The organism is Blastococcus saxobsidens DD2, from assembly GCF_000284015.1.
Lineage (GTDB): Bacteria > Actinomycetota > Actinomycetes > Mycobacteriales > Geodermatophilaceae > Blastococcus > Blastococcus saxobsidens_A.
The window spans coordinates 3777724-3801672 of the sequence record NC_016943.1; the positions used below are offsets into that span (position 1 = coordinate 3777724).

24 protein-coding genes are annotated in these 23949 nt (G+C 72.4%); 2 read left to right on the forward strand and 22 right to left on the reverse strand.

Annotated features, from left to right (window positions below):
• Positions 1-51: 51 nt before the first annotated feature.
• Positions 52-822, reverse strand: a complete 771-nt coding sequence (locus tag BLASA_RS17850; protein WP_014377615.1) for an enoyl-CoA hydratase-related protein — start codon at positions 820-822, stop codon at positions 52-54.
• Between the two features lie 19 nt (positions 823-841).
• Entirely contained in the window at positions 842-2860 is a 2019-nt protein-coding gene (locus BLASA_RS17855) for a protein meaA (RefSeq protein ID WP_014377616.1), read from the reverse strand.
• 94 nt (positions 2861-2954) lie between these two features.
• Between BLASA_RS17855 and BLASA_RS17860 the strand changes: the two genes are divergently transcribed.
• Positions 2955-3272 carry a hypothetical protein gene (locus tag BLASA_RS17860; RefSeq protein WP_014377617.1) on the forward strand — a complete coding sequence of 106 codons (318 nt, stop codon included), beginning with the start codon at positions 2955-2957 and terminating at the stop codon, positions 3270-3272.
• Between the two features lies 1 nt (position 3273).
• On the opposite strand, the gene murA is transcribed toward BLASA_RS17860, so the two are convergent.
• A complete protein-coding gene (gene murA / locus BLASA_RS17865) occupies positions 3274-4551 on the reverse strand; it encodes a UDP-N-acetylglucosamine 1-carboxyvinyltransferase (RefSeq protein WP_014377618.1) in 1278 nt (425 codons plus the stop codon).
• Positions 4552-4622: 71 nt separating this feature from the next.
• On the opposite strand from murA, the gene BLASA_RS17870 reads away from it, so the two are divergent.
• Positions 4623-5243: a cob(I)yrinic acid a,c-diamide adenosyltransferase gene (locus BLASA_RS17870; RefSeq protein ID WP_014377619.1), complete on the forward strand. Its 621-nt coding sequence runs from the start codon at positions 4623-4625 to the stop codon at positions 5241-5243.
• Positions 5244-5248: 5 nt separating this feature from the next.
• Here the strand turns inward: BLASA_RS17870 and BLASA_RS17875 are convergent, their stop codons facing one another.
• From BLASA_RS17875 to rho, 19 genes are all read right to left on the reverse strand, one after another.
• Positions 5249-5650, reverse strand: a complete 402-nt coding sequence (locus BLASA_RS17875) for a DUF2550 domain-containing protein (RefSeq protein WP_014377620.1) — start codon at positions 5648-5650, stop codon at positions 5249-5251.
• Positions 5651-5671: 21 nt separating this feature from the next.
• Positions 5672-6061 carry a F0F1 ATP synthase subunit epsilon gene (locus BLASA_RS17880; RefSeq protein WP_014377621.1) on the reverse strand — a complete coding sequence of 130 codons (390 nt, stop codon included), beginning with the start codon at positions 6059-6061 and terminating at the stop codon, positions 5672-5674.
• Positions 6062-6724: 663 nt separating this feature from the next.
• Positions 6725-8167: a F0F1 ATP synthase subunit beta gene (atpD, locus tag BLASA_RS17885; RefSeq protein ID WP_014377622.1), complete on the reverse strand. Its 1443-nt coding sequence runs from the start codon at positions 8165-8167 to the stop codon at positions 6725-6727.
• 49 nt (positions 8168-8216) lie between these two features.
• Positions 8217-9188: a F0F1 ATP synthase subunit gamma gene (locus tag BLASA_RS17890; protein WP_014377623.1), complete on the reverse strand. Its 972-nt coding sequence runs from the start codon at positions 9186-9188 to the stop codon at positions 8217-8219.
• 3 nt (positions 9189-9191) lie between these two features.
• Positions 9192-10829 (reverse strand): F0F1 ATP synthase subunit alpha, encoded by a 1638-nt coding sequence (gene atpA, locus BLASA_RS17895; RefSeq protein WP_014377624.1) that lies wholly within the window; start codon positions 10827-10829, stop codon positions 9192-9194.
• A 50-nt stretch (positions 10830-10879) separates the two neighbouring features.
• Positions 10880-11752, reverse strand: a complete 873-nt coding sequence (locus BLASA_RS17900) for a F0F1 ATP synthase subunit delta (protein ID WP_014377625.1) — start codon at positions 11750-11752, stop codon at positions 10880-10882.
• The gene (locus tag BLASA_RS17905) at positions 11752-12312 is read right to left on the reverse strand and encodes a F0F1 ATP synthase subunit B (protein WP_014377626.1); all 561 of its coding nucleotides are present in this window, start codon (positions 12310-12312) and stop codon (positions 11752-11754) included. Before BLASA_RS17905 ends, BLASA_RS17900 begins: the two co-directional genes overlap by 1 nt.
• A gap of 52 nt (positions 12313-12364) precedes the next feature.
• Positions 12365-12595 (reverse strand): ATP synthase F0 subunit C, encoded by a 231-nt coding sequence (gene atpE / locus BLASA_RS17910; RefSeq protein ID WP_014377627.1) that lies wholly within the window; start codon positions 12593-12595, stop codon positions 12365-12367.
• A 109-nt stretch (positions 12596-12704) separates the two neighbouring features.
• Entirely contained in the window at positions 12705-13532 is an 828-nt protein-coding gene (gene atpB / locus BLASA_RS17915) for a F0F1 ATP synthase subunit A (RefSeq protein ID WP_014377628.1), read from the reverse strand.
• Positions 13529-13738, reverse strand: coding sequence for a hypothetical protein (locus tag BLASA_RS26025; protein WP_014377629.1), 210 nt, complete (start codon positions 13736-13738; stop codon positions 13529-13531). The genes atpB and BLASA_RS26025 overlap by 4 nt, the downstream gene beginning before the upstream one ends.
• Positions 13739-13866: 128 nt before the next feature.
• Positions 13867-14343: a hypothetical protein gene (locus tag BLASA_RS17925; protein WP_014377630.1), complete on the reverse strand. Its 477-nt coding sequence runs from the start codon at positions 14341-14343 to the stop codon at positions 13867-13869.
• The gene (locus tag BLASA_RS17930) at positions 14340-15590 is read right to left on the reverse strand and encodes a glycosyltransferase family 4 protein (protein ID WP_014377631.1); all 1251 of its coding nucleotides are present in this window, start codon (positions 15588-15590) and stop codon (positions 14340-14342) included. Before BLASA_RS17930 ends, BLASA_RS17925 begins: the two co-directional genes overlap by 4 nt.
• A 3-nt stretch (positions 15591-15593) precedes the next feature.
• Positions 15594-16898 (reverse strand): serine hydroxymethyltransferase, encoded by a 1305-nt coding sequence (gene glyA / locus BLASA_RS17935; protein WP_014377632.1) that lies wholly within the window; start codon positions 16896-16898, stop codon positions 15594-15596.
• Between the two features lie 257 nt (positions 16899-17155).
• The gene (locus BLASA_RS17940; RefSeq protein ID WP_014377633.1) at positions 17156-17797 is read right to left on the reverse strand and encodes an L-threonylcarbamoyladenylate synthase; all 642 of its coding nucleotides are present in this window, start codon (positions 17795-17797) and stop codon (positions 17156-17158) included.
• Positions 17798-17843: 46 nt separating this feature from the next.
• Positions 17844-19337 (reverse strand): protein kinase domain-containing protein, encoded by a 1494-nt coding sequence (locus BLASA_RS23650; RefSeq protein ID WP_014377634.1) that lies wholly within the window; start codon positions 19335-19337, stop codon positions 17844-17846.
• 91 nt (positions 19338-19428) lie between these two features.
• Positions 19429-20289 carry a peptide chain release factor N(5)-glutamine methyltransferase gene (prmC, locus tag BLASA_RS17950; protein ID WP_014377635.1) on the reverse strand — a complete coding sequence of 287 codons (861 nt, stop codon included), beginning with the start codon at positions 20287-20289 and terminating at the stop codon, positions 19429-19431.
• Between the two features lie 6 nt (positions 20290-20295).
• Complete coding sequence (prfA, locus tag BLASA_RS17955; protein ID WP_014377636.1) at positions 20296-21375, reverse strand: peptide chain release factor 1; 1080 nt, start codon at positions 21373-21375, stop codon at positions 20296-20298.
• A gap of 122 nt (positions 21376-21497) precedes the next feature.
• Positions 21498-21731, reverse strand: coding sequence for a 50S ribosomal protein L31 (rpmE, locus tag BLASA_RS17960; protein ID WP_014377637.1), 234 nt, complete (start codon positions 21729-21731; stop codon positions 21498-21500).
• Positions 21732-21912: 181 nt separating this feature from the next.
• Positions 21913-23937 carry a transcription termination factor Rho gene (gene rho / locus BLASA_RS17965; RefSeq protein WP_419761019.1) on the reverse strand — a complete coding sequence of 675 codons (2025 nt, stop codon included), beginning with the start codon at positions 23935-23937 and terminating at the stop codon, positions 21913-21915.
• Positions 23938-23949: the final 12 nt, after the last annotated feature.

Consider the following 23949-nt stretch of genomic DNA (forward strand, 5'->3'; position numbering starts at 1 on the left):
CTTATCGGCTGATGTGAGTGCTGACCCACGGGTGCGGACCGACGGCCCGTGTCAGTCCGGCCAGACGGGACGCCGCTTCTCCAGGAACGCCGACATGCCCTCGACCGCTCCGGGCAGCTGGCTGGCGGCGGCCATGACCTCGATCGCCGTCGTGTAGGCGTCCCGCTCGGGCCGGTCCAGCTGGGCGTACATCGTCTGCTTACCCCAGGCCTTGCTGGCCCGCGAACCCCGGGTGGCCCGGCCCATGAGGTCGGCGACCGCGGCGTCCAGCCGGTCGTCGGGCACGACCCGGTTGACCAGGCCCCACTCCAGGGCGGTGGCGGCGTCGATGACGTCCCCCGTCAGCGCCAGCTCCATCGCCCGCTTGCGCCCGACGTTGCGGGCGATCGCGACCATCGGGGTGTGGCAGAACCAACCGCCCTTGCCGCCCGGCGCCGCGAAGCCGGCCGACTCGGCCGCCACCGCCAGGTCGCACGAGGCCACCAGCTGGCAGCCGGCCGCCGTGGCGAGGGCGTGCACGCGCGCCAGCACCACCTGCGGCACGTCCTGGACGGTCTGCATCAGCTCCGTGCACAGCGCCAGCAGGCTGCGGACCTCCGGCAGGGAGGCGCCGGCCACGTCCGCGAAGTCGTGGCCGGCGCTGAACACCGGCCCCTCGGCGGCGAGCACGATGCCCGCCGCGTCGGACTCCCCGGCCTCGGTGACCGCGGCCAGGAGCTGGCCGAGGTGTTCCCGCGACAGGGCGTTGCGGCGGGCCGCCCGCACCATCGTGATGCGGACGACGTCGCCGTCCCGCTCGACCCTGGGTGCGCCGTCGCTCATGCCAGCACGCTAGCCGAGGTCAGGCCGGCTCGGGAACCTGCGCATCCAGGCCGTGGGCGTCGCGGACCACGTCGACGACCTGCCCCATGATGTCGTTCAGCCCGAAGTCCTTCGGCGTGAAGACACGGGCCACGCCCTGCTCGCGCAGCCGACGGGCGTCGCTGTCGGGGATGATGCCGCCCACGACCACCGGGACGTCGTCCAGCCCGGCCTCCTGCAGGCCGCGCAGGACGGCCGGCACCACCTGCAGGTGCGAGCCGGAGAGCACCGACAGGCCGACGACGTGCACGTCCTCCTCGACGGCCGCCGAGACGATCTGCTCGGGGGTCAGCCGGATGCCCTGGTAGATCACCTCGAACCCGGCGTCGCGGGCCCGGACGGCGATCTGCTCGGCGCCGTTGGAGTGCCCGTCCAGGCCGGGCTTGCCGACCAGGAAGCGCAGCCGGCCGCCGATCTCCTCGCCGGTGGCCCGCACCAGCTCCCGGACGTCGGTCAGCGTCTGGTCGGCCTCGCCCCCGCCGGCGGCCGCGGCGACGCCCGTGGGGGCGCGGTACTCGCCGAACACCTCGCGCAGCACGCCGGCCCACTCCCCCGTCGTCACCCCGGCGCGGGCGCAGTCGAGGGTGGCGGGCATGAGGTTGACGTCGGAGGAGGCGGCCACACGGAGGGCGTCCAGGGTCTTCCGCACCGGCTCCGGGTCGCGCTCGGCGCGCCACTTCTGCACCGCCTCCTGAGCGGCCGCCTCGACGGCGGGATCGACGACCATGATCGCGGTGTCCAGGTCGGCGGTCAGCGGGTTGGGCTCGGTGGTGTCGAACTTGTTGACCCCGACGACGACGTCCTCGCCGCTCTCCATCCGACGCCGGCGCTCGGCCAGGGACGCCACCAGCTCGCCCTTCATGTAGCCGGATTCGACGGCGGCGACGGCCCCGCCCATCTCCTGCACCCGGGCGATCTCGGCCCGCGCGCCCTCGACGAGCTCGGCGACCTTCTTCTCCACCACGACGGAGCCGGTGAACAGGTCCTCGTACTCGAGCAGGTCGGTCTCGTAGGCGAGCACCTGCTGCAGCCGGAGCGACCACTGCTGGTCCCACGGCCGGGGCAGGCCGAGCGCCTCGTTCCAGGCCGGCAGCTGCACGGCGCGGGCGCGGGCGTCCTTGGAGAGGGTGACCGCCAGCATCTCCAGCACGATGCGCTGGACGTTGTTCTCCGGCTGCGCCTCGGTCAGCCCCAGCGAGTTGACCTGGACGCCGTAGCGGAAGCGGCGGTGCTTGGGGTCCTCGACGCCGTAGCGCTCCTTCGTCAGCTCGTCCCAGAGCTGGGTGAAGGCGCGCATCTTGCACATCTCCTCCACGAACCGGACGCCCGCGTTGACGAAGAAGGAGATGCGGGCGACGACCTCGCCGAAGCGCTCCTGCGGCACCTGCCCGGAGTCGCGCACGGAGTCCAGCACGGCGATGGCGGTGCTCATCGCGTAGGCGATCTCCTGCACCGGGGTCGCCCCGGCCTCCTGCAGGTGGTAGCTGCAGATGTTGGTCGGGTTCCACTTCGGCATGGCCGTCACCGTGTAGGCGACCATGTCGGTGATCAGCCGCATCGAGGGTGCCGGCGGGAACACGTAGGTCCCCCGCGACAGGTATTCCTTGATGATGTCGTTCTGCGTCGTCCCGGCGAGCTGCGAGACGTCGTGCCCGTGCTCCTCCGCGACCGCCTGGTAGAGCGCGAGCAGCCACATGGCGGTGGCGTTGATCGTCATCGACGTGTTCATCTCGTCGAGCGGGATGCCGTCGAAGAGCGCGCGCATGTCACCGATGTGCGTGACCGGGACGCCGACCTTCCCGACCTCGCCCACGGCGAGCTCGTCGTCGGGGTCGTAACCGGTCTGCGTGGGCAGGTCGAAGGCGACCGAGAGGCCGGTCTGGCCCTTCGCGAGATTGCGCCGGTACAGGGCGTTGGACTCCGCGGGCGAGGAGTGGCCGGCGTACGTGCGCATGACCCACGGGCGGTCGCGGTCCTTCGGCATGTGCGGGAACGGCATGTCGCGGAAGTCTAGGGCGGTTACCCATGAGTAGCAGCCCCGCCCGGGCGACGTGTGCGGTGGCACACTCGTACGGGGGTGGACGGGAGGGACCATGCCGGTGGACGTAGGCGGCCTGCACCCCGCGGTGGGCCCGCCGATCGCATTCGTCGTCCTGGCACTGCTGGCACTGTTCGTGCGCTGGGCCTTCGCCGGCCGTGGCGGGCCGACGGCCGACGACGACGGGCTGCTCGTCCGGGTGGCGACGGTCAGCCGGCGCGACTGGGCGTCCGCGCTGCAGGCGACCCTGTCCGACGCCGGCATCCGTTCCACCGTGCGCTCCCCCGCCGCCCACCGGACCGAGGTGCTGGTCTTCCCCGCGGACGCCGAGCGGGCCCGTGCCCTGGCGGCCTCCTTCAGCGGCCCGGGATGACTCAGCCGGGGCGCTGGGTCCGCTGCACCTGGGCGCCGAGACCCCGCAGCTGGTCGACGAAGTCGGGGTAGCCGCGGTCGACGTGGTGCACGTCCTGCACCTCGGTGACGCCGTCGGAGCACAGCCCGGCCAGCACGAGACCGGCACCGGCACGGATGTCGGTCGCCAGGACCGGCGCACTCGAGAACCGCTCGCGGCCACGGACGACGGCGTGGTGCCCGTCGATGCGGACGTCGGCCCCCAGCCGCACCAGCTCGTTGACGAACATGAACCGGCCCTCGAACACGTTCTCGGTGATGAGGGCCGTGCCGGTGGACACCGCGGCGAGCGCGACGGCCATGGGCTGCAGGTCGGTCGGGAACCCCGGGAAGGGCAGCGTGACGACGTCGACGCAACGCGGCCGGCCGTCCATCGCCACCCGGATCCCGCCGGGGAGCGTCTCCACGGTGGCGCCGGCGTCGGCGAGCTTGTCCAGCGCCACGGTGAGGTGCTCGGCCATCCCGCGCTCGATGACGACGTCGCCGCGGGTCATCACCGCGCCGATCGCCCAGGTGCCGGCCACGATCCGGTCCGGAACGGTCGTGTACTCCACCGGCTCCAGGGAGTCCACGCCCTCCACGGTGATGGTGGAGGTCCCGGCGCCGTCGATGCGGGCGCCCATCTCGCCGAGCATCCGGCAGAGGTCGACGATCTCGGGCTCGCGGGCGGCGTTGTCCACCACGGTCGTCCCCTGCGCCAGGACCGCGGCCATGACCAGGTTCTCGGTCGCCCCGACCGAGGGGAAGTCGAGCCAGATCGACGTGCCGGTGAGCCGTGGGGCCGTCGCCACCAGGAAACCGTGCTCGCTGACGATGGTGGCGCCGAGGCGCTCCAGCCCCGAGATGTGCATGTCGAGCCCGCGCGAACCGATCGCGTCACCGCCGGGCAGGGCCACCCGGGCGGTGCCGCAGCGGGCGACCAGGGGGCCCAGCACGCTGATCGAGGCGCGCATCCGGCGGACCAGGTCGTAGTCGGTCTCCGTCGACGGGCGCTCCGGGACGTCGATGGTCAGCCGGCCACCGCCGGTGCCCGGCGTGCGCTCGTAGGACACCTCGCACCCCAGCCGCCGGAGCACCTCGCTCATGATCGTCACATCGAGGATGTCGGGGACCTCGTGGATGGTCGTCCGTCCGGTGGCCAGCAGCGCGGCGGCCATGAGCTTGAGGGCGCTGTTCTTCGCGCCGGTGACCCGTACCCGACCCGCGAGCCTGGCTCCCCCGGTCACCTCGAAGCACTCCACCCGGCCACCCTACGGCGCCCGCTCCCCCGACCTGGGCCGCGACGGACAGGGACGCGGCCTAGGCTGCGATCATGACCATCCGGCTGACCCGCATCTACACCAAGACCGGTGACGCCGGTCAGACGCACCTGGGCGACATGAGCCGGGTGTCGAAGACCGACCCGCGGCTGGTCGCCTACGCCGACGTCGACGAGGCCAACAGCGCGATCGGCGTGGCTCTGGCGCTCGGCTCGGCCGATCCGGCCGTCGCCGAGCTGCTGCGCAGCATCCAGAACGACCTGTTCGACGTCGGTGCCGACCTGTGCGCGCCGATCGTGGAGGCCCCGGAGTACCCGCCGCTGCGGATCACCGCCGCCTACACCGAGCGGCTCGAGGCGGCCTGCGACACCTACAACGAGACGCTGCCGAAGCTGACCAGCTTCATCCTGCCCGGGGGCACCGCGCTGGCGGCGCTGCTGCACCAGGTGCGGGTGATCGTGCGCCGGGCCGAGCGCAGCGTCTGGGCGATCCTCGAGGTCGAGCCGGAGCGCACCAATCCCGAGACCGCCCGCTACCTCAACCGCCTGTCGGACCTGGTCTTCATCCTCGGCCGCGTGGCCAACCCCGACGGCGACATCCTGTGGGAGCCCGGAGCGCACAGCGGCGCACACGTGCAGCGGGCGGCGGCGGCGCGGGAGCAGCAGGCCGACTGACGGCGTCAGCTGCCCGGCGGCGCGGACTCCACCCAGGACAGGAACCCGGTCAGGGTCGAGGGCTCCATCGCCAGCTCACAGCGGCCGCCTCCCGTGCTGCAGGACAGGACGAGGACGTCGCCGGGCAGCGCCAGGTCCTCCCGCCCCGCGGGCCGCTGCGCCAGCACCCGGAAGCCGGCCCGCGACAGCCGCTGCTGCGGCCGCACCGACAACGAGAGCGCGCGGTACCAGAGCAGGGCGTCGCCGCCGTACCAGGCGACCCCGACCGACCAGCGGGGCGTGCCCTCCGGCCGGTACCACATGGTGACCGCGCCGAGCCCCGACAGCAGGAACCGGCGGCGCAGCAGGAACACCACGACGACGAGCAGCAGCAGGACCCCGGCGAGGACCAGCAGGGCCGTGGTCATGCTGCGCGCTCGCCGGGTGGATCAGGCGCTGTCGCCGGCCGCCCTCAGCCGGGACTGCGCGCGGCGGGCGGCGGCGAGCGCCTCGGGGCTGTCCCCCTCGCTCTCGGCGCGGCGCAGCGCCTCGCGGGCGCGCTCGACGTCGATCTCGGAGGAGATCTCCGCGGTCTCGGCGAGGATCGAGACGCCGCGCTCGGTGACGGACAGGAAGCCGCCGTGCGCCGCGACGACCAGATCGTCCCCGGACTCGGTGCGGATCGTCACCACACCGCCGTCCGCCAGCTGACCCAGCAGCGGTGCGTGGCCGGGCAGGACGCCGAGCTCTCCCTCGGTGGTGCGGGCGATGACGCGGGTGGCCTCGCCGGACCAGATCTTGCGCTCGACGGCCACCAACTCGACCTGCAGGGTCGCCACGACACTCCTCGGGGTTCACCCCTCCACCGTCGAAGGGGTGCGCTGCGTACGGGGACGCCGACCCGGCAGGGGCGGCGACGGACCTGCCCACTCTATAAGGACCCCGCCCTGCCCTTCCCCCGCAGGCTCGGGGCCGGGCGGGTGACGTGCCGGAGGAGCCCGTGCAGGGACCCGCTCCCCGCTGGGGGCACCTCCCGCTTGCGGGGGACAGCGAAGAGGGGGCCCGGGGTTCGTCGTCAGGCGGGGCGGCGGTAGAGCAGCGTCCAGCGGCCGACCCGCACCCAGGGGTAACGCACGCACGTGGGGGACGCCCAGCCGTCGGTGTCGAAGGCGGCAGCCGGCCCCTCGACCGGCGTACGGCGCCCACGTCCGGCCGCCGGTGTCCCGGCTGGTCCACGGACGTACCGACCTGTCCCGCTCCACGTCGCCCCTCGTGCCGGCGCCCGCCGGCGGGCGCTCCTGTGCAGATGGTCGGCAGGCCGGCATCGCCGGCGCAGGGTCCGCGCGCGAGATCACCCGACCGAGCGACCGGCTCCCGCCGGTGCACGGCCGGAGCCGGGGACCGAGGAAGCGGGAACGGCGACGGCCGGGTCCCCGTACGGGGACCCGGCCGTCGACGCAATGGGCTGGAACGGCGCGGCTGCAGGGGGCAGCCGGGTCGTTCTACTTCTTGAGCTTGTCCGCGTTCTTCTCGAGGTCCTCGAGACCACCGCACATGAAGAAGGCCTGCTCCGGCACGTGGTCGTAGGTGCCCTCGGTGAGCGCCTTGAACGCCTCGAGGGTCTCCGACAGCGGCACGTACGAGCCAGGCTGCCCGGTGAAGGCCTCGGCCACGAACATGTTCTGCGAGAGGAAGCGCTCGATGCGCCGGGCCCGGTTGACCGTGACCTTGTCCTCTTCGGAGAGCTCGTCGATACCGAGGATGGCGATGATGTCCTGCAGCTCCTGGTAGCGCTGGAGGATCTGCTTCACCGTCTGGGCGATCTGGTAGTGGTCCTGGCCCACGTACTGCGGGTCGAGGATCCGGCTGGTGGAGTCCAGCGGGTCCACGGCCGGGTAGATGCCCTTCTCCGAGATCGGCCGCGAGAGCACGGTCGTCGCGTCGAGGTGGGCGAACGTGGTGTGCGGCGCCGGGTCGGTGATGTCGTCGGCGGGCACGTAGATCGCCTGCAGCGAGGTGATGGAACGACCCCGCGTCGAGGTGATCCGCTCCTGGAGCTGACCCATCTCGTCGGCCAGCGTGGGCTGGTAACCCACCGCCGAGGGCATGCGGCCCAGCAGGGTCGACACCTCCGAGCCGGCCTGGGTGAACCGGAAGATGTTGTCGATGAACAGCAGCACGTCCTGGTGCATCTCGTCCCGGAAGTACTCCGCCATCGTCAGGGCCGACAGGGCCACGCGCAGCCGCGTACCCGGCGGCTCGTCCATCTGACCGAACACCAGCGCGGTCGCCTCGATGACCCCGGACTCGGTCATCTCCGTGATCAGGTCGTTGCCCTCGCGGGTGCGCTCGCCGACACCGGCGAACACCGACACACCACCGAACTCCTGGGCGACCCGGCGGATCATCTCCTGGATGAGCACGGTCTTGCCGACACCGGCACCGCCGAACAGACCGATCTTCCCGCCCGCTACGTAGGGCGTGAGCAGGTCGATGACCTTGATGCCGGTCTCCAGCAGCTCGGTGCGACCCTCGAGCTGGTCGAACCGCGGGGCGTGCCGGTGGATCGACCAGTGCAGGGCGTCCTCGGCGTAGCCGGGGGTGTCCAGACACTCGCCCAGGGCGTTGAACACGTGCCCCTTGGTGACGTCGCCGACGGGCACGCTGATCGGCCCGCCGGTGTCGGTGACCTCGGCGCTGCGGACGAGGCCGTCGGTCGGCGCCATGGAGATGGTCCGGACGACGTTCTGGCCCAGGTGCTGGGCGACCTCGAGGGTGAGCGTCTTGCTGAGGTCGGTCAGGGTGACGTCGACCTTCAGGGCGTTGTACAGGTCGGGCATCGCGTCGCGGGGGAACTCGACGTCGACGACCGGCCCGGTGACCCGCACGACCCGGCCGGTGGCCTGGGTGTGCTGGGTGGTCGGACGGTCCTCGGTGACGGTCATCTGTACTGCTCTCCTGCCCTGGGGCTCGGGTGTCTGCTGTTCGGTGGGGTCAGTCGTTGGCGCCGGACGAGACCAACGCGTCGGCGCCACCGACGATCTCGCTGATCTCCTGGGTGATCTCCGCCTGGCGGGCCTGGTTCGCCTGGCGCGCCAGATTCTTCGCCAGTTCCTCGGCGTTGTCCGAGGCCGACTTCATGGCCCGGCGGCGCGAAGCCGACTCCGAAGCCGCCGACTCGAGCATCGCCGCGTAGATCCGCGTGGTGATGTACTTCGGCAGCAGGGCGTCGAGCAGCCCCTCGGCCGAGGGCTCGAACTCGTACGACGTCGGGATGCCGCTGTCGCCGGCCGCGCCGCGCTCCCGGTCCTCCCGCTCGTAGTCGAACTCGTCGACCTCCTCGACCTCCAGCGGAGCCATCCGCCTGGCGACCGGGACCTGTGCGAGCAGGGAGCGGAACTCGGTGTAGACGATGTGCAGCTCGTCCACCCCGAGCATGCCGTCGGCGCCCGCGCCACCGGCCTCGTCGTCCTCACCGGCGGTGAAGGCGTCGATGAGCTCGCGGCCGACCTCCTGCGCGTCGGTGTAGCCCGGCTGCTCGGAGAAGCCGGTGAACGTCGCCGTCATCTCGCGGTTGCGGAAGGAGTAGTAGGTCTCCCCCTTCCGGCCGACCACGTAGAGCAGTGGCTCCTTGCCCTCCTGCCGCAGCAGGGCGAGCAGCTCCTCGGTGCGCCGGAGCACGTTCACGTTGTACGACCCGGCGAACCCTCGGTCGGAGGTGATCACCAGGACGGCCGCCCGCTGCGGGTTTTCCCGCTCGGTCAGCAGCGGGTGGTCCAGCGAGGCCGACGAGGCCAGTGCCGACAGCACCCGGGTGATCTCCCGGGCGTAGGGCTTGGACGCCTCCACCCGGGCCTGGGCGCGGACGATGCGGGCACCGGCGATCAGCTCCTGGGCCGAGAAGATCTTCTTCGTCGACTGCGTGGAACGGATGCGGCGCCGCAGCGCGCGGAGAGAGCCGGCCATGGGTCAGCTGCCCCGCTTGACCTGGACGCGCTCCTGACCCCGCTGCGAGGCGTCCAGGGCCTCGGCCTCGGGCTCGTTGACCACCAGCGACTCTCCCTCGGAGGTCGTGAACTGGCCGTAGAAGGTCTCGACGGCCCGCTCCAGCGCGGCGACGGTGTCGTCCTCGAGCTTCTTCGACTGCCGGATGGTGTCGAAGATGCCGGTGTCACCGCGGCCGATGGAGTCGAGGAACTCCGACTCGAAGCGGCGCACCTCGGAGACCGGCACGCGGTCGAGCTTGCCGGTCGTGCCCAGCCACAGCGAGACGACCTCGCGCTCCACCGGGTACGGCGAGTACTGGCCCTGCTTGAGCAGCTCGACCAGACGCTGACCGCGCTCGAGCGTGGCCCGGCTGGAGGCGTCGAGGTCGGAGGAGAAGGACGCGAAGGCCTCCAGCTCTCGGTACTGGGCCAGGTCCAGCCGCAGCCGCCCGGCGACCGACTTCATCGCCTTGATCTGCGCCGAGCCACCGACGCGGGACACCGAGATGCCGACGTTGATGGCGGGGCGGACGCCAGAGTTGAACAGGCCGGTCTCGAGGAAGATCTGCCCGTCGGTGATCGAGATGACGTTCGTCGGGATGTAGGCCGACACGTCGTTGCCCTTGGTCTCCACGATCGGCAGACCCGTCATCGAGCCGGCCCCGAGCTCGTCGGAGAGCTTGGCGCAACGCTCCAGCAGGCGGGAGTGCAGGTAGAAGACGTCACCGGGGTAGGCCTCGCGACCCGGCGGGCGGCGCAGCAGGAGGGAGACCGCGCGGTAGGCCTCGGCCTGCCGGGACAGGTCGTCGAAGACGATCAGGACGTGCTTGCCCTCGTACATCCAGTGCTGGCCGATGGCCGAGCCGGTGTAGGGGGAGATGTACTTCATGCCGGCGGACTCGGACGCGGGAGCGGCGACGATGGTCGTGTACTCCAGGGCGCCGGCGTCCTCGAGGGACGCGCGGATCGCGGCGATCGTCGAGCCCTTCTGACCCACGGCGACGTAGATGCAGCGCACCTGCTGCGTCGGGTCGCCGGTGGCCCAGGCCTGCTTCTGGTTGATGATCGTGTCGATCGCGATCGCGGTCCGGCCGGTCTGCCGGTCACCGATGATCAGCTGGCGCTGGCCACGGCCGATCGGGGTCATGGCGTCGATGGCCTTGATGCCGGTCTGCATCGGCTCGTGCACCGACTGGCGCTGCACCACGCTCGGTGCCTGGAGCTCCAGGGCGCGGCGGCCGGTGGAGGCGATGGCGCCGGCACCGTCGATCGGGTTGCCCAGCGGGTCGACCACGCGGCCCAGGTAACCGTCGCCGACGGCCACGGAGAGCACCTCGCCGGTGCGGCGGACCTGTTGGCCCTCCTCGATGCCGGAGAAGTCACCCAGGATGACCACGCCGACCTCGCGGACGTCGAGGTTCAGCGCCAGACCGCGGACACCGCTCTCGAACTCGAGCAGCTCGTTGGTCATGACCGAAGGCAGGCCCTCGACCCGGGCGATGCCGTCGCCGGCCTCGGTGACGATCCCGACCTCTTCGCGGGAGACGTCCGGCGAGTACTCGGTGACGTAGTTCTGGATGGCACTGCGGATCTCGTCTGCGGAGATCGTCAGCTCGGCCATGGCTCTGAGTCCTCTTCCCTGCGGGGGTCGTGATCTGTGGTGGTGGGCGGTCAGCCGGCGAGCTGCCGGCGAGCGGCTTCCAGCCGATGGGCGATGCTGCCGTCGATGAGCTCGTCGCCCACCTGGACGACGAGTCCGCCGAGGACGCTCGGGTCCACGGTGACCTGCAACCCGATGGTCCGCCCGTAGAGGCGGGTGAGCACGTCGACCAGCCGCTGCTCCTGGGCCGGCCTGAGCGGCACGGCGGTCGTCACCCGCGCCACCGACTGACCGCGGCGACGGCTGGCGACCTCCGAGAGCCGCTCGACAGCGACCCCGGCGGTACCGGCGTGCGAGCCGGTCAGGACGTTCCGGAGCAGCAGCTCGGTGACCGGGCTGACCCGCCCCGACAGCAGCCGGTCCAGCAGCTCGGTCTTGCCCTGCGCCGATGCGGTGCGGTCGCTGAGGAGCCGGGACAGCTCGCGGTCGCCGGTGACGATCCGGCCGAAGCGGAAGAGCTCGTCCTCCACGCCGTCCAGCTCGCCGCGCAGGTCCGCCGCGTCGAGCGCCGCATCGGTGGCCAGGGTCATGGCGGCCTCGACCAGGTCCAGTGGCCGCGACCAGCGCTGCCGGACGCTGACCTCGACCAGGTCGAGGGCCACCGGGGACAGTCGCGCCCCGAACAGCCGCTGGGCCAGTGCGGCCCGCTCCTCCGGCTTGCCCGAGGGGTCGGACAGCGCCCGCCGGAGGGACGGCTGCCCGGTGAGCAGCCGGGCCACCGCGAACAGCTCCTCGGCCAGCGCGAGCTGGTCCTCGGCGGTGGTGGCCCCGGCCTGACCGGTCAGCCGGTCGCGGGCCTTCCCCAGCAGTCCGGAGGGGTCCCGGGTCAGCGCGTCCAGCCGCTCGAGGGCGACCGCCAGCGCAGCGCGGCTCGATGCCTCCATCAGCAGGTGCCCTCGGCGGCGACTGCCCCGTGCCCGGTGCCGACCATCCCGTCGAGCTCGTCGAGGAACCGGTCGACGGTGCCCTGGCGGCGCGCGTCGTCGGCGAGGGACTCCCCGACCACCCGGCCGGCCAGCTCCACGGCGAGCGCGCCGATCTGCCCGCGCAGCTCGTTGACCACCTGCTGGCGGGAAGCCGCGATCTGCTCCTCGCCGCGGGCGACGATCCGCGCCGACTCCTCCTGTGCCTGCGCCCGCAGCTCCTCGAGGATCTGCTGACCCTCGGCGCGGGCCTGATCGCGGATCTGGGCCGCCTCGTTCCGGGCTTCGGCCAGCTGGGCGCGGTACTGCTCCAGCGAGGCCTTCGCCTCGGCCTGCATCGCCTCGGCGCGCTCGATCCCGCCCTCGATCGCCTCGCGGCGGGCCCGGAAGACCTGCTCGAAGCGGGGCGCGACGAACTTGGCCACGACGAACAGCAGGACCGCGAACGCGATCAGGCCGATGATGATCTCGCCCACCGGCGGGAGGAGCGGATTGGGGCTCTCCGCAGCCAGGATGCTCATGCTCTCAACGTCCTCGTCTGGAGTCGGTGACCGTACTCGGAAGGAGTGCGGATCAGGTGCCGTAGACGAGGGGGGCGACGAAGCCGATCAGCGCGAGCGCCTCGGCGAGCGCGAAGCCGAGAAATGCGTAGGTACGGGTCAGGCCGGCCGACTCGGGCTGGCGGGCCGTGGCCTGGATGTAGGCGGCCCACACGAGCCCCACACCGATGCCCGGGCCGATCGTGGCGATGCCGTAGCCGACCGAACCGATGCTGCCTTCGAGCTCTGCGAGTACCTCGATCATTGCGGGATGTTCCTCCTGTGTCGTCGCCCGGCGGTCGCCGGACGGCTGGCGGGATCGTGCGGGTGGTGCGGTTCAGGACCACCGGCCGCGGCCGGTGGCGTGCTGCTGGTCAGTGCGCGGCCTCGACCGACCCGTTCAGGTAGGTGCCCATCAGCATCGTGAAGACGTAGGCCTGCAGGAAGATCACCAGCAGCTCGAAGAAGGTCATCACGATCGCCATGAGGGCCGAGATCGGACCGAAGACGGCCGAGAAGTTGCCGACCTGCAGCAGGTAGACGGCGCCCAGGGCGAAGGTCACCAGCAGCATGTGACCGGCGAACATGTTCGCGAAGAGCCGGATCGCCAGGGTGAACGGCCGGACGACGAAGTTCTGCAGCAGCTCGAGCGGCGTGATCAGGATGTACATCGGCTTGGGCACGCCGGGCAGGAACATGATGTCCCGGAAGTACGGCCACGCGCCCTGGTTGCGGATGCCGACCGCGATGTACACGACCCAGCAGATCACCGCGAGGACCAGCGGGAAGGCGAACTTCGACATCGGCGAGATCTGGGCGAACGGGATGATCGCCATCAGGTTGTTCGCCAGGATGAAGAAGAAGAGCGACGCGAGGAAGGGCGCGAACGGCAGCCCCTTCGGGCCGACGACGTCGCGGGCGATGCCGTCGCGGACGAAGGAGTAGCCCGTCTCACCGATGAACTGCATGCGCCCCGGCACGATCTGCGGATTGCGCACCGTCGCGACGAGGAACGCGATCATCGCGGCGGTCGCGATCCAGAGCAGGAGCGTGATCCGGGTGATCTCGAACTCGACGCCGAGCAGCGTGAAGTCGGCGATCGTCGCGGGGAAGAACTCACCGAGACCGGGGGGCGTGAAGCCTCCACCGGGGTCGCTCTCCACGGCGAGCACATCGCCGAGCGCACGGGCGCTGGAGGTCACCGCTGTCCTTTCTGCGTCCCGGACCGGCTCCGTCGCCCGTCCGGGGTCGTCCCCGTCCGCGACCCGGGGTCAGGGTCCACGGTTCCGTACTTGACGACGACCACGTAGATCGCCACCGTCACGCCGAGGATGACGCCGACCGCGAAGAACACACGGGTGTCCAACCACCGGTCGAGCAGCCAGCCGCCCCCGCCCCACACGGCCATGCCGGACAACATCGTTCCGGTGACCGCCCAGCCGGCGTCAGCCCCACTGGGCTGACGAGCTGGGCTCGCTGGGCGCGCTCGGCCTCCTCCGTTCCCGGAGGTGTCCTCGGACATCGGGCTGGACACTATCAGCCGCCGGTCGCGGGCCCGTCCGGGTCCGCCCGTGGGGCCGGCGGACGCGGCGGGGTGACGTAGTACAGGGACCGGGTCCAGACCCAGCGCAGCTGCACCCCGCTCCACACCAGCGCCCCCACGACCACCGCCCACGCGAGCGCACGCCGGTCCACCCAGCCGTCCACGGGCAGGGCATCGAGGATGGCGAAGAGCAGCAGCGCCTTCACGAAGAACGCGAGGAGGGCGGCCGGCAGGGTGAGGGTGTCACCGATCCGGCCGGCGAAGGCCACGGCGCTGCTGGACACGGCGAAGAACACCGTGACGATGACGGCTCCGAGGAGGACGCCCAGCGCCCCCGCCCAGCCGGCCAGGAGTCCCGCGACCGGGGCTCCGACCGCCGCGGCCAGCGCCGTCACGAGGGCACCGGCGCGCAGGAAGGAGAGGTCCCAGGGAGCGTCGGGCGGGGTGCGAGCAGTGGAGGGGACGGTCACCGGAGGGCCTCACGGGTGTCGGAGGAAGGGACGGCGGTCCGGCTGGAGCCGGACCCGTCGAGGGGGACACGGACCGCGCGGCCCGTCGGGTGGTCGGCCCGGCTCCGACGGCGTTGCGCCTCGAGCTCCGCGGCCCGCGCCTCCCGTGCGGCCCGTCGCGCCCGCGGGCTGAGCACCACCACCACGCCGACGACGAGAAGCACCGCGATGGCCACCAGGACCTCCACCTGACCACCGGTGACCGACAGCCCGACCGCCCCGAAGGAGAGCAGCGCGGCCCAGAAGTACATGACCAGCACCGCCCGCCGGTGGGAGTGCCCGATCGACAGCAGCCGATGGTGCAGGTGCATCTTGTCCGGCGAGAACGGCGACCGGCCTTGGCGGGTGCGCCGCACCACTGCCAGCACCAGGTCGATGAACGGGATGAAGAGGATCGCGATCGGTACCAGCAGCGGCAGGGTCAGCGGCAGCAGACTGGCCGCCGAGGCGAAGGTCTGGGCGTCCACTCCCCCGGTCGCCGTCACCGCGGCCGCCGACAGCATGAGCCCGACCAGCATCGAGCCGGAGTCCCCCATGAAGATGCGTGCCGGGCTGAAGTTGTGCGGCAGGAACCCGAGGCAGGCGCCGGCGAGCACCGCGGTGATCAGCGCCGGGGCGCTCGCCGCCTCCTCGTACCGCATCTGTCCGAGGTTGTAGCTGTAGGCGAAGAACGCCAGCGCGGCGATCGCCGACACCCCGGCGGCCAGCCCGTCGAGCCCGTCGATGAAGTTCAGCGCGTTAACCGCGAAGACGGTGAGCAGGATGGTCAGCGGCACGCCGACATCCGGGCCGAGGATCAGGGTGCCGATGTCGGCGAACGGCAGGAACAGGAACGCCAGTTGCACGCCCAGCAGCACCATGACGCCGGCGGCGGCGATCTGCCCGGTCAGTTTCGTCAGGGCGTCCAGGCCCCACTTGTCGTCCAGCACCCCCAGCAGGCAGATCAGCCCGCCGGCGACCAGCACCGCGTAGACCTGGGTGTCCTCGAACGTCCGCTGCAGCGCGGGCAGCCGGGAGGCCACCAGGACGGCGGCGACCACCCCGAGGTACATGGCCACGCCGCCGCCCCGCGGGGTGGGGATGACGTGCACGTCGCGCTCCCGCGGGGCGGCCATCATGCGTAGCCGGATCGCCGTCATCCGCACCACCGGCGTGGCCAGGAAGGTGACCAGCGCCGCGGTGAGCAGGACGACGACGTACTCGCGCACGACTCAGACGGTCCGCGCGGGCTCGGGGTAGGCAGTCGGTCGGGTCGGGTGGGGGTAGGCCGGGTGGGCGCCGACCAGTTCGCGGACGCCGGCGGCGACCTGGGTCGCGCGGCTGCCGTCGGCGTCGCGGATGGCGGTGCCGATGAGGGAGGCGATCTCCTTCATGTGGCTCTCCGTCATGCCCTGGGTGGTCACCGCGGGGCTGCCGACCCGGATGCCCGAGGCGACCGAGGCCGGCTGCGGGTCGAAGGGGATCGCATTCTTGTTCAGGACGATGCCCGCCGCACCGCAGCGCGCCTCGGCGTCGACCCCGGTCACCCCGGTCTCCTGCAGGTCCAGCAGCGCGAGGTGGGTGTCGGTGCCGCCGGCCACCGGCCGCAGCCCCTCGGCCGCCAGGCCCTCGGTGAGCGCCTGCGCGTTGGCGACCACCTGCCGTGCGTAGGCCTGGTACTCGGGCTGCAGGCACTCCTTGAAGTTCACCGCCTTGGCCGCGACGGCGTGCATGAGCGGACCGCCCTGCATCATCGGGAAGGCGGACTTGTCGATGGCCTTGGCGTGCTCGGCCTTGCAGACGATCGCGCCTCCGCGCGGACCGCGCAGCACCTTGTGGGTGGTGAACGTCACCACGTCGGCGTAGGGGACGGGACTCGGGATCGCCTTGCCGGCGACCAGGCCGATGAAGTGGGCGGCGTCGACCATGAAGATCGCGCCGACCTCGTCGGCGATCTCGCGGAACGCGGCGAAGTCGATCAGCCGCGGGATCGCCGACCCGCCGGCCACGATGAGCTTGGGCCGGTGCTCGCGGGCCAGGTCGCGCACCTGGTCGTAGTCGATGTGCTCGGTCTTCTGGTCGACCCCGTACTGCACGGCGTTGAACCACTTGCCGCTGAAGCTGACCTTCGTGCCGTGCGTCAGGTGGCCTCCGTGGGGCAGCGCCATGCCCAGAAAGGTGTCCCCCGGCTTGAGGAAGGCCCCGTAGGCGGCCAGGTTGGCGTTCGCGCCCGAGTGCGGCTGCAGGTTGGCGTGCTCGGCGCCGAACAGTTCCTTGGCCCGCGCGATGCCGATCTCCTCGGCGACGTCGACGACCTCGCAGCCGCCGTAGTACCGCCGGCCGGGATAGCCCTCGGCGTACTTGTTCGACAGCGTGCTGCCCAGTGCGGCCAGGACGGCCGGGCTGGTGAAGTTCTCGCTGGCGATCAGCTGCAGCCCAGCCCGCAGCCGGTCCAGCTCTCCGGTGACCACACCGGCGATGTCGGGGTCGAAAGCGGCCAGGGCGTCGAAGTCCGGGCCCCAGTAGGGGGTGCTCATCTCAGGCGCACTCCAGAAGTCGGTGCGGGCGCCCGCGATGCCCGGGCTCGGGCGGCGCGGCGGTCGTACAACTATGACACTGCGACATGGCGACGCTCCGCGTCGCACCGCGGGCTATCACATCGCGACGCTCCGCGTCGCACCGCGACCAATTGCCGTCCTGGCCGCCGTCGAGCCCCTGCGTCGTGCCTGCGCGGGACCCTCCGGGCCCCACTCGGCCCGATTTCTACGTTCCCATGTCCCTACATGCTCTCGGGTCAATCCGTAAGTTCGGGGACGACCTCGCGGAGGCGGTCGACGCTGATCGCGCCGACGCGCAGGACGCGCGGCGCCGGACCGGTGCAGTCGACGATCGTGCTGGCCGCCGAGCCGGTGCGGGGGCCGTCGTCCAGGATCACCGCCGCGTGCGGGCCGAGCTGCATGTCGGCCTCCTGGGCGGAGGCGGCCGCCGGGCGCCCCGAGCGGTTGGCGCTGGACACCGCGAGCGGGCCGGTGCGGCGGAGCAGGTCCCGCGCCAGCTCGTCGTCGGGGAGCCGGACCGCGACCGTCCCCTCGGCGTCGCCCAGGTCCCAGGCCAGGGACGGCGCGTGCTCCAGCACCAGCGTGAGTCCACCGGGCCAGAACGCCTGGGCGAGCTGTGTCGCCGTCTCCGGTGGCTGCAGCACCAGCCCGGCCAGCGTCGATGCCTCCCCGATCAGCACCGGCACGGGCATCGCCCGCCCCCGGTTCTTCGCGGCCAGCAGGCGGGCGACCGCCGGCGGGGTGAACGCATCGGCCGCGACGCCGTAGACGGTGTCGGTCGGCAGCAGCACCAGCTCGCCGCGACCGATCGCCGCGGCGGCGGAATCGAGTCCGGCGGCCCGGGCGGCGGGATCGGAGCAGTCGTAGATGTCGGCCACGAGCGCCGAGTCTCCCAGCCGGTCGGTGGGCCGTGGGGAACCGGCGTCAGTCCCCGCCCTCCTCGCGGTCCTCCTCCCGGTCCTGCCGCTCCTCCTCGGCCTCCTTCATCGCCTCCTCTGCGTCCTTCCTGGCCTTCTCCTCGGCCTCCTTCGCCTCCTCCTCGGCCTCCTTCCGCTCCTCCTCGGCCTTCTTCCGGTCCTCCTCGGCTTCTTCCCGGTCCTCGCGCCCGTCGTCGCCCGGGTCGACCGGGGGCGGCACCGGAGCAGGCACGGGAACCGGCGACACCGCGTAGGACAGCCGGACGAGATCGCCTGGCGCCAGCGTCCCGACCGGATCCAGCGCGGTCACCTGACCCGCCGGCACGTCCGCCGTCTCGACGGCGACGAGCTCCACCCGCAGACCACGGCCGACGAGATCCGCCTGGACCTCCTGGACCGGCCGGCCGATGTGGGCCGCGGCGAGGACCTCGATCCCGGCGGGGGTCGTCGCGGTCGGGGCCTCGCCGGGCGGCGCGGGTTCGGAGCGGTCGGGGAGCACCACCGCCAGGACGGCGACGGCAAGGAGGAGCGCGCCCAGCCCCGCCAGCAGGGGGATCGCCCACCGGGAGCGTGCCCGCGCAGCCGTCGTCGCGGCGGCCATCGGGGTCGTGCCCGGGCCGGCTACCGGCAGCACCGCCGTGGTCGCTCGTCGCGTCGGGGAGGTGGGCAGGCCCGGGGCCAGTCGTCCGGCGGCGTCCCGGAGGGCCGCACCGTCGGGGAACCGCGCGTGCGGGTCCTTGGCCATGGCGCGTTCCACGAGAGCCCGGACGCCGGCCGGGATCCCCGCCGGCAGCGGAGGCGGGGCGTCGCGGATGTGCATGACCGCGATCTGGACGGGGTTCTCGGCCTCGAACGGGCGTCGTCCGGCCAGGCACTCGTAGCCGACCGTCCCCAGGGCGTAGACGTCGCTGGCCGGGGTCGACGCCCCGCCCGTTGCCTGCTCGGGTGAGAAGTAGTGCGCCGTCCCGATCACCTGGCCGGTGCCGGTGACCGCGACGCTGGCAGCGGATCGGGCGATCCCGAAGTCGGTGATCTTCACGACGCCCTGCGGGGTGACCAGCAGGTTCGCCGGCTTGATGTCGCGGTGCACGACCCCGGCCGCGTGCGCGGCCGCGAGCCCGTCGGCGGCCTGCCACAGGATGTCCACCGTCCGTGCCGGGTCGAGGCGCCCGACCCGTGCGAGCAGGTCGGCGAGGGACTCGCCCTCGACGAGCTCCATCACGAGGTAGGCCAGCGGCGAACCGTCAGGGCCCGCCGGCACCTCGCCGTAGTCGAACACCGCGGCGATGTGCGGGTGGGTGAGGAGGGCGGCGTGCTGCGCCTCGGCCCGGAACCGCGTCAGGAAGGTGGCGTTCCCGGCGAACTGGTCGCGCAGCACCTTCACCGCGACCGGCCGGTCGAGCAGCGTGTCCTGCCCGCGCCAGACCTGCCCCATGCCGCCGCCGGCGATCGGTGCCCGCAGCTCGTACCGGTTCGCCAGCAGATCCGTCCGCGGTCGCATCGCGCCTCCCCCTGCCATCGGTTCCCCGGTGCCACCACGCCACCGCACGCAATCCCCGGACCGGCCGGGAGCACCCGTCCGGGTGCTCCCCTCAGACCCGGCGGGCGGTGGTGTAGCGGGGACGCCCGGCCAGGTCGGGGTGATCATCCACGTCGGTGAAGCTGCCGTGCGCCCGGACCACCGCCGGCAGGCTCTCCCCCTGCTGGTCGGCGTGCTCGATGCCCAGTGCCCCGCCCGGCCGGAGCAGCCGGGCGGCGGTGACCAGCAACCCGCGGACGACGTCGAGCCCGTCGGGTCCACCCCACAGCGCCAGCGGCGGGTCGTGGTCGGCGACCTCGCGGGGCACCCGCGCACCGTCGGGGACGTAGGGCGGGTTGGAGACGACCAGGTCGACGGTGCCGTCGAGTTCGCGCAGCAGCCCGCCGTCGGTCATGTCCCCGCTGAGCACCTCGACCGGGGGGTCACCGGTGGCGGCACGGGTGCGCGCATTGTGCCGGGTCCACTCGACGGCGCCGGGGTCGCGTTCCACCGCGGTCACCCGCGCGCCGGGGTGCTCGTGCGCGATCGACAACGCGATCGCGCCGGAGCCGGACCCGAGGTCGACCACGACGGGCTCGGCGATGCCGGCGACCTGCTGCAGCGCCCAGCCCACCAGCTGCTCCGTCTCGGGGCGGGGCACGAAGACACCCGGCCCGACCGCGAGCTCGAGGTACCGGAACGGCGCCCGGCCGGTCAGGTGCTGCAGCGGCACCCGGTCGGCCCGCAGGGCCAGCAGCGCCTCGAAGCGGGCGATCGCCTCGTCGCCCACCTCGTCGAGGGTGAGCAGCCGGGTGCGCGGCACGACGAGGGCGTGTGCCAGCAGCAGCTCGGCGTCGACACGCGGGGACTCGACACCGGCGTCGGCGAGCCGGGCGGCCGCCGCGGTGAGCAGGGCTCTGCAGGTCAGGGTCATGGCGTCCTAGGAGCCGGCCGCCAGGAGCTCGGCCGTGTGCGCGCCGACCAGGGCGTCGATGACGCCGTCGAGGTCGCCGTCGAGCACCTGGTCGAGGTTGTGCGACTTGTAGCCGACGCGGTGGTCGGAGATCCGGTTCTCCGGGAAGTTGTAGGTGCGCACCCGCTCGCTGCGGTCGACGGTGCGGACCTGGCTGCGGCGCTGGTCGCTCGCCGTCGCGGCGGCCTCCTCACGGGCGGCGGCCAGCAGCCGGGCGCGCAGCACGCGCAGCGCCGACTCGCGGTTCTGCAGCTGGCTCTTCTCGTTCTGCGAGCTGACCACGATGCCGCTGGGCAGGTGGGTGATGCGGACGGCGGAGTCGGTGGTGTTCACGCTCTGCCCGCCGGGGCCCGACGAGCGGAAGACGTCGATCCGCAGGTCGTTCGGGTCGACGCTCACGTCGACCTCCTCGGCCTCGGGCAGCACCAGGACCCCGGCCGCCGAGGTGTGGATGCGGCCCTGGCTCTCGGTGGCCGGTACCCGCTGGACGCGGTGCACGCCGCCCTCGAACTTCAGCCGGGCCCAGATGCCTTCGTCAGTTCGCGACTTGATGGCGACAGCGACGTCCTTGTAGCCACCGAGCTCGGCATCGACGGCGTCCAGCACCTCGGTGGCCCAGCCGCGCCGCTCGGCGTAGCGCAGGTACATGCGCAGCAGATCGCCGGCGAAGAGCGCGGACTCCGCACCGCCCTCGCCGGCCTTGATCTCGAGGATGACGTCCTTGTCGTCGTCGGGGTCCTTGGGCAGCAGCTGCTCGCGGAGGCGATCGGTGAGCTCGGCGACCTGCTGCTCGAGCGCGGTCGCCTCCGCGGCGAAGGACGCATCCTCCGCGGCCAACTCACGGGCCGCACCGAGGTCGTCGCGGGCCTGGTCCAGGCCACGGGCGGTCTCCACCAGCGGCGCCAGCTGGGCGTAGCGGCGTCCCATCCGGCGGGCGCGCGGCTGGTCGGCGTGCACCGCCGGGTCGGCGAGCTCCCGCTCCAGGCGCGCGTGCTCGGCGAGCAGCCCGGCCAGCCGGTCGGGTGCCGACGTCTCGGTGCTGCTCATCGGGAACTCGCTCTCAGAGAGGGACTTCCGGTACCGAAAGTCCCCGGGGGCGTGCCGGGGGCCGGACATGACGACGGCGCCCGCCCCACCGCGAGGGGTGGGGACGGGCGCCGTCGGGGGTGCTACTGGGCGTCGGCCGCCGCGCCGGCGTTGCGCTTGCCGAAGCGCTTCTCGAAGCGGGCCACCCGGCCACCGGTGTCGAGGATCTTCTGCTTGCCGGTGTAGAAGGGGTGGCACGCCGAGCAGACCTCGACGGTCAGCTGACCGCTGGGCGCCGTGCTCCGGGTGGTGAAGGTGTTCCCGCAACCACAGGTCACGGTGGTCTCGTGGTACGTGGGGTGGATGTCGGGCTTCATGCCTGTTGCCTCTTCCGAGAAGTCTGTGCGGTTCACGTGGTGGAACGCCGGGCGGCGGGAGGTATTCCGCGCCGGGGGCGGGGCTCGGTCGACCAGTATCCCTGATCGCCGCGCCCCGCCCGCCGTCGGCCCCGTCCCGAGGCTCACCCCGAGCCTGCGGGGGGTGCGGAAATGAGGTCCTTCAGTCGCCGCCGGGGCCCAGGGTGGTCTTCTGGATCTGCATGAGGAACTCGACGTTGTTGCGGGTCTTCTTCAGCTTGTCGAGCAGCAGTTCCAGCGCCTGCTGGGGCTCCAGTGCGGAGAGCACCCGGCGCAGCTTGATGACGATGGCCAGCTCGTCGGGCGACATGAGGATCTCCTCCTTGCGCGTGCCCGACGCGTTGACGTCGACGGCCGGGAAGACCCGCTTGTCCGCCAGCCGGCGGTCGAGCTTGATCTCCGCGTTACCGGTGCCCTTGAACTCCTCGAAGATGACCGTGTCCATCGTGGAGCCGGTCTCGACCAGCGCCGAGGCGATGATCGTGAGCGAGCCGCCGTTCTCGATGTTCCGGGCGGCGCCGAGGAAGCGCTTGGGCGGGTAGAGCGCCGTGGAGTCGACACCGCCGGAGAGGATCCGCCCGCTGGCGGGGGCCGCCAGGTTGTAGGCGCGGCCCAGGCGGGTGATCGAGTCCAGCAGGACGACGACGTCGTGGCCCATCTCGACCAGGCGCTTGGCCCGCTCGATGGAGAGCTCGGCGACCGTGGTGTGGTCCGACGGCGGCCGGTCGAAGGTCGAGGCGATGACCTCGCCCTTCACCGAGCGCTGCATGTCGGTGACCTCTTCGGGCCGCTCGTCGACGAGCACGACCATGAGGTGGCACTCGGGGTTGTTCGTGGTGATCGCGTTGGCCAGCGACTGCAGCACCATCGTCTTGCCGGCCTTGGGGGGCGACACGATCAGTGCGCGCTGCCCCTTGCCGATCGGCATGACCAGGTCGATGACCCGGGTGGTGAGCAGGTGCGGCTCGGTCTCCAGCCGCAGGCGGTCCTGCGGGTAGAGCGGGGTCAGCTTGGTGAACTCGGGGCGGTTGCGGGCCTGCTCGGGGTCCAGGCCGTTGACCGTGTCGAGCCGGACCAGCGCGTTGTACTTGTCCTTGCGCTCGCCCTCGCGCGGCTGCCGGACGGCGCCGGTGATCGCGTCACCGCGGCGCAGGCCGTACCTGCGCACCTGCGACAGGGAGACGTAGACGTCGTTCGGGCCGGTCAGGTACCCGGACGTGCGGACGAACGCGTAGTTGTCCAGGACGTCGAGGATGCCGGCGACGGGCAGCAGGACGTCGTCCTCGCTGACGGTCGGCTCCCCCTGGTCGAAGCGGTCCCGGCTGTTGCCGCGCTTGTTGCGGTCGCGGTACCGGCGCCCGCGACGGCCGCGGCCGCCCTCGAAGTCGTCGTCGTCCTCGTCGGTGGATGCCGGACCGCGGCCACCGTCGTTGCGGTTGTCGTTGCGGTTGTCCGGACGCCCGCCCCGGTCGTTGCGGTCGCGGTCGGGGCCACGGTTGCCGTCGCGGTTGCCGCGCTCGTTCCGGTCGTCCGCGTCGCGGTTGCCGCGCTCGGTGCGGTCCCCGCGCTCGGTGCGGTCACGGTTGCCACCGTCCCGGCTGTCGCGCTCGCCGCGGTCGTTGTTCTCCCGGCCGCCGTCGCGGTTGCCGTCCCGCTCACCGCGGTTCCGGTTGCGGTCGCGGTTGCGCTGCGGCCGGTCACCGTCGCGCTGCTCGTCCGCACGCGCCTCGTCCTCGCGGGGCTCGGTGGTGGCCGGGGCCGCGGCGTCGGCGGGGGCGGGGGCGGGGGCGGACGAGTCGACCGAGGCAGCCTCGGTCGCGGGCGTATCGGTGGTGCTGTCGGGCGAGCCCGCCGGACGACGCGCGCCGCGACGGGTGCGGGCCGGTGCGGCGGTGCTCTCGCCGGTCAGCGGGCCACCGTTGGCGCCGCCGCTGATCGGCGCCTCGAGGGGTGCGGACGAGGCGGCGACACCGCGGGCGGTGTCGGCGGCACCGGCGGCGGGGCTCTCGGTGGCGGCCGTCTCGCTGGGCGGAGCCGGGGCGCCGGCCTCGGGGTCCCCGCCCACCTGGCGGGCGGAGATGGCGGCGACCAGGTCGCTCTTGCGCATCCGGCCGGTGCCGGCGATGCCGAGCTCCCCGGCCAGGCGCTGAAGTTCGGGCAGGAGCATGCCCGACAGTCC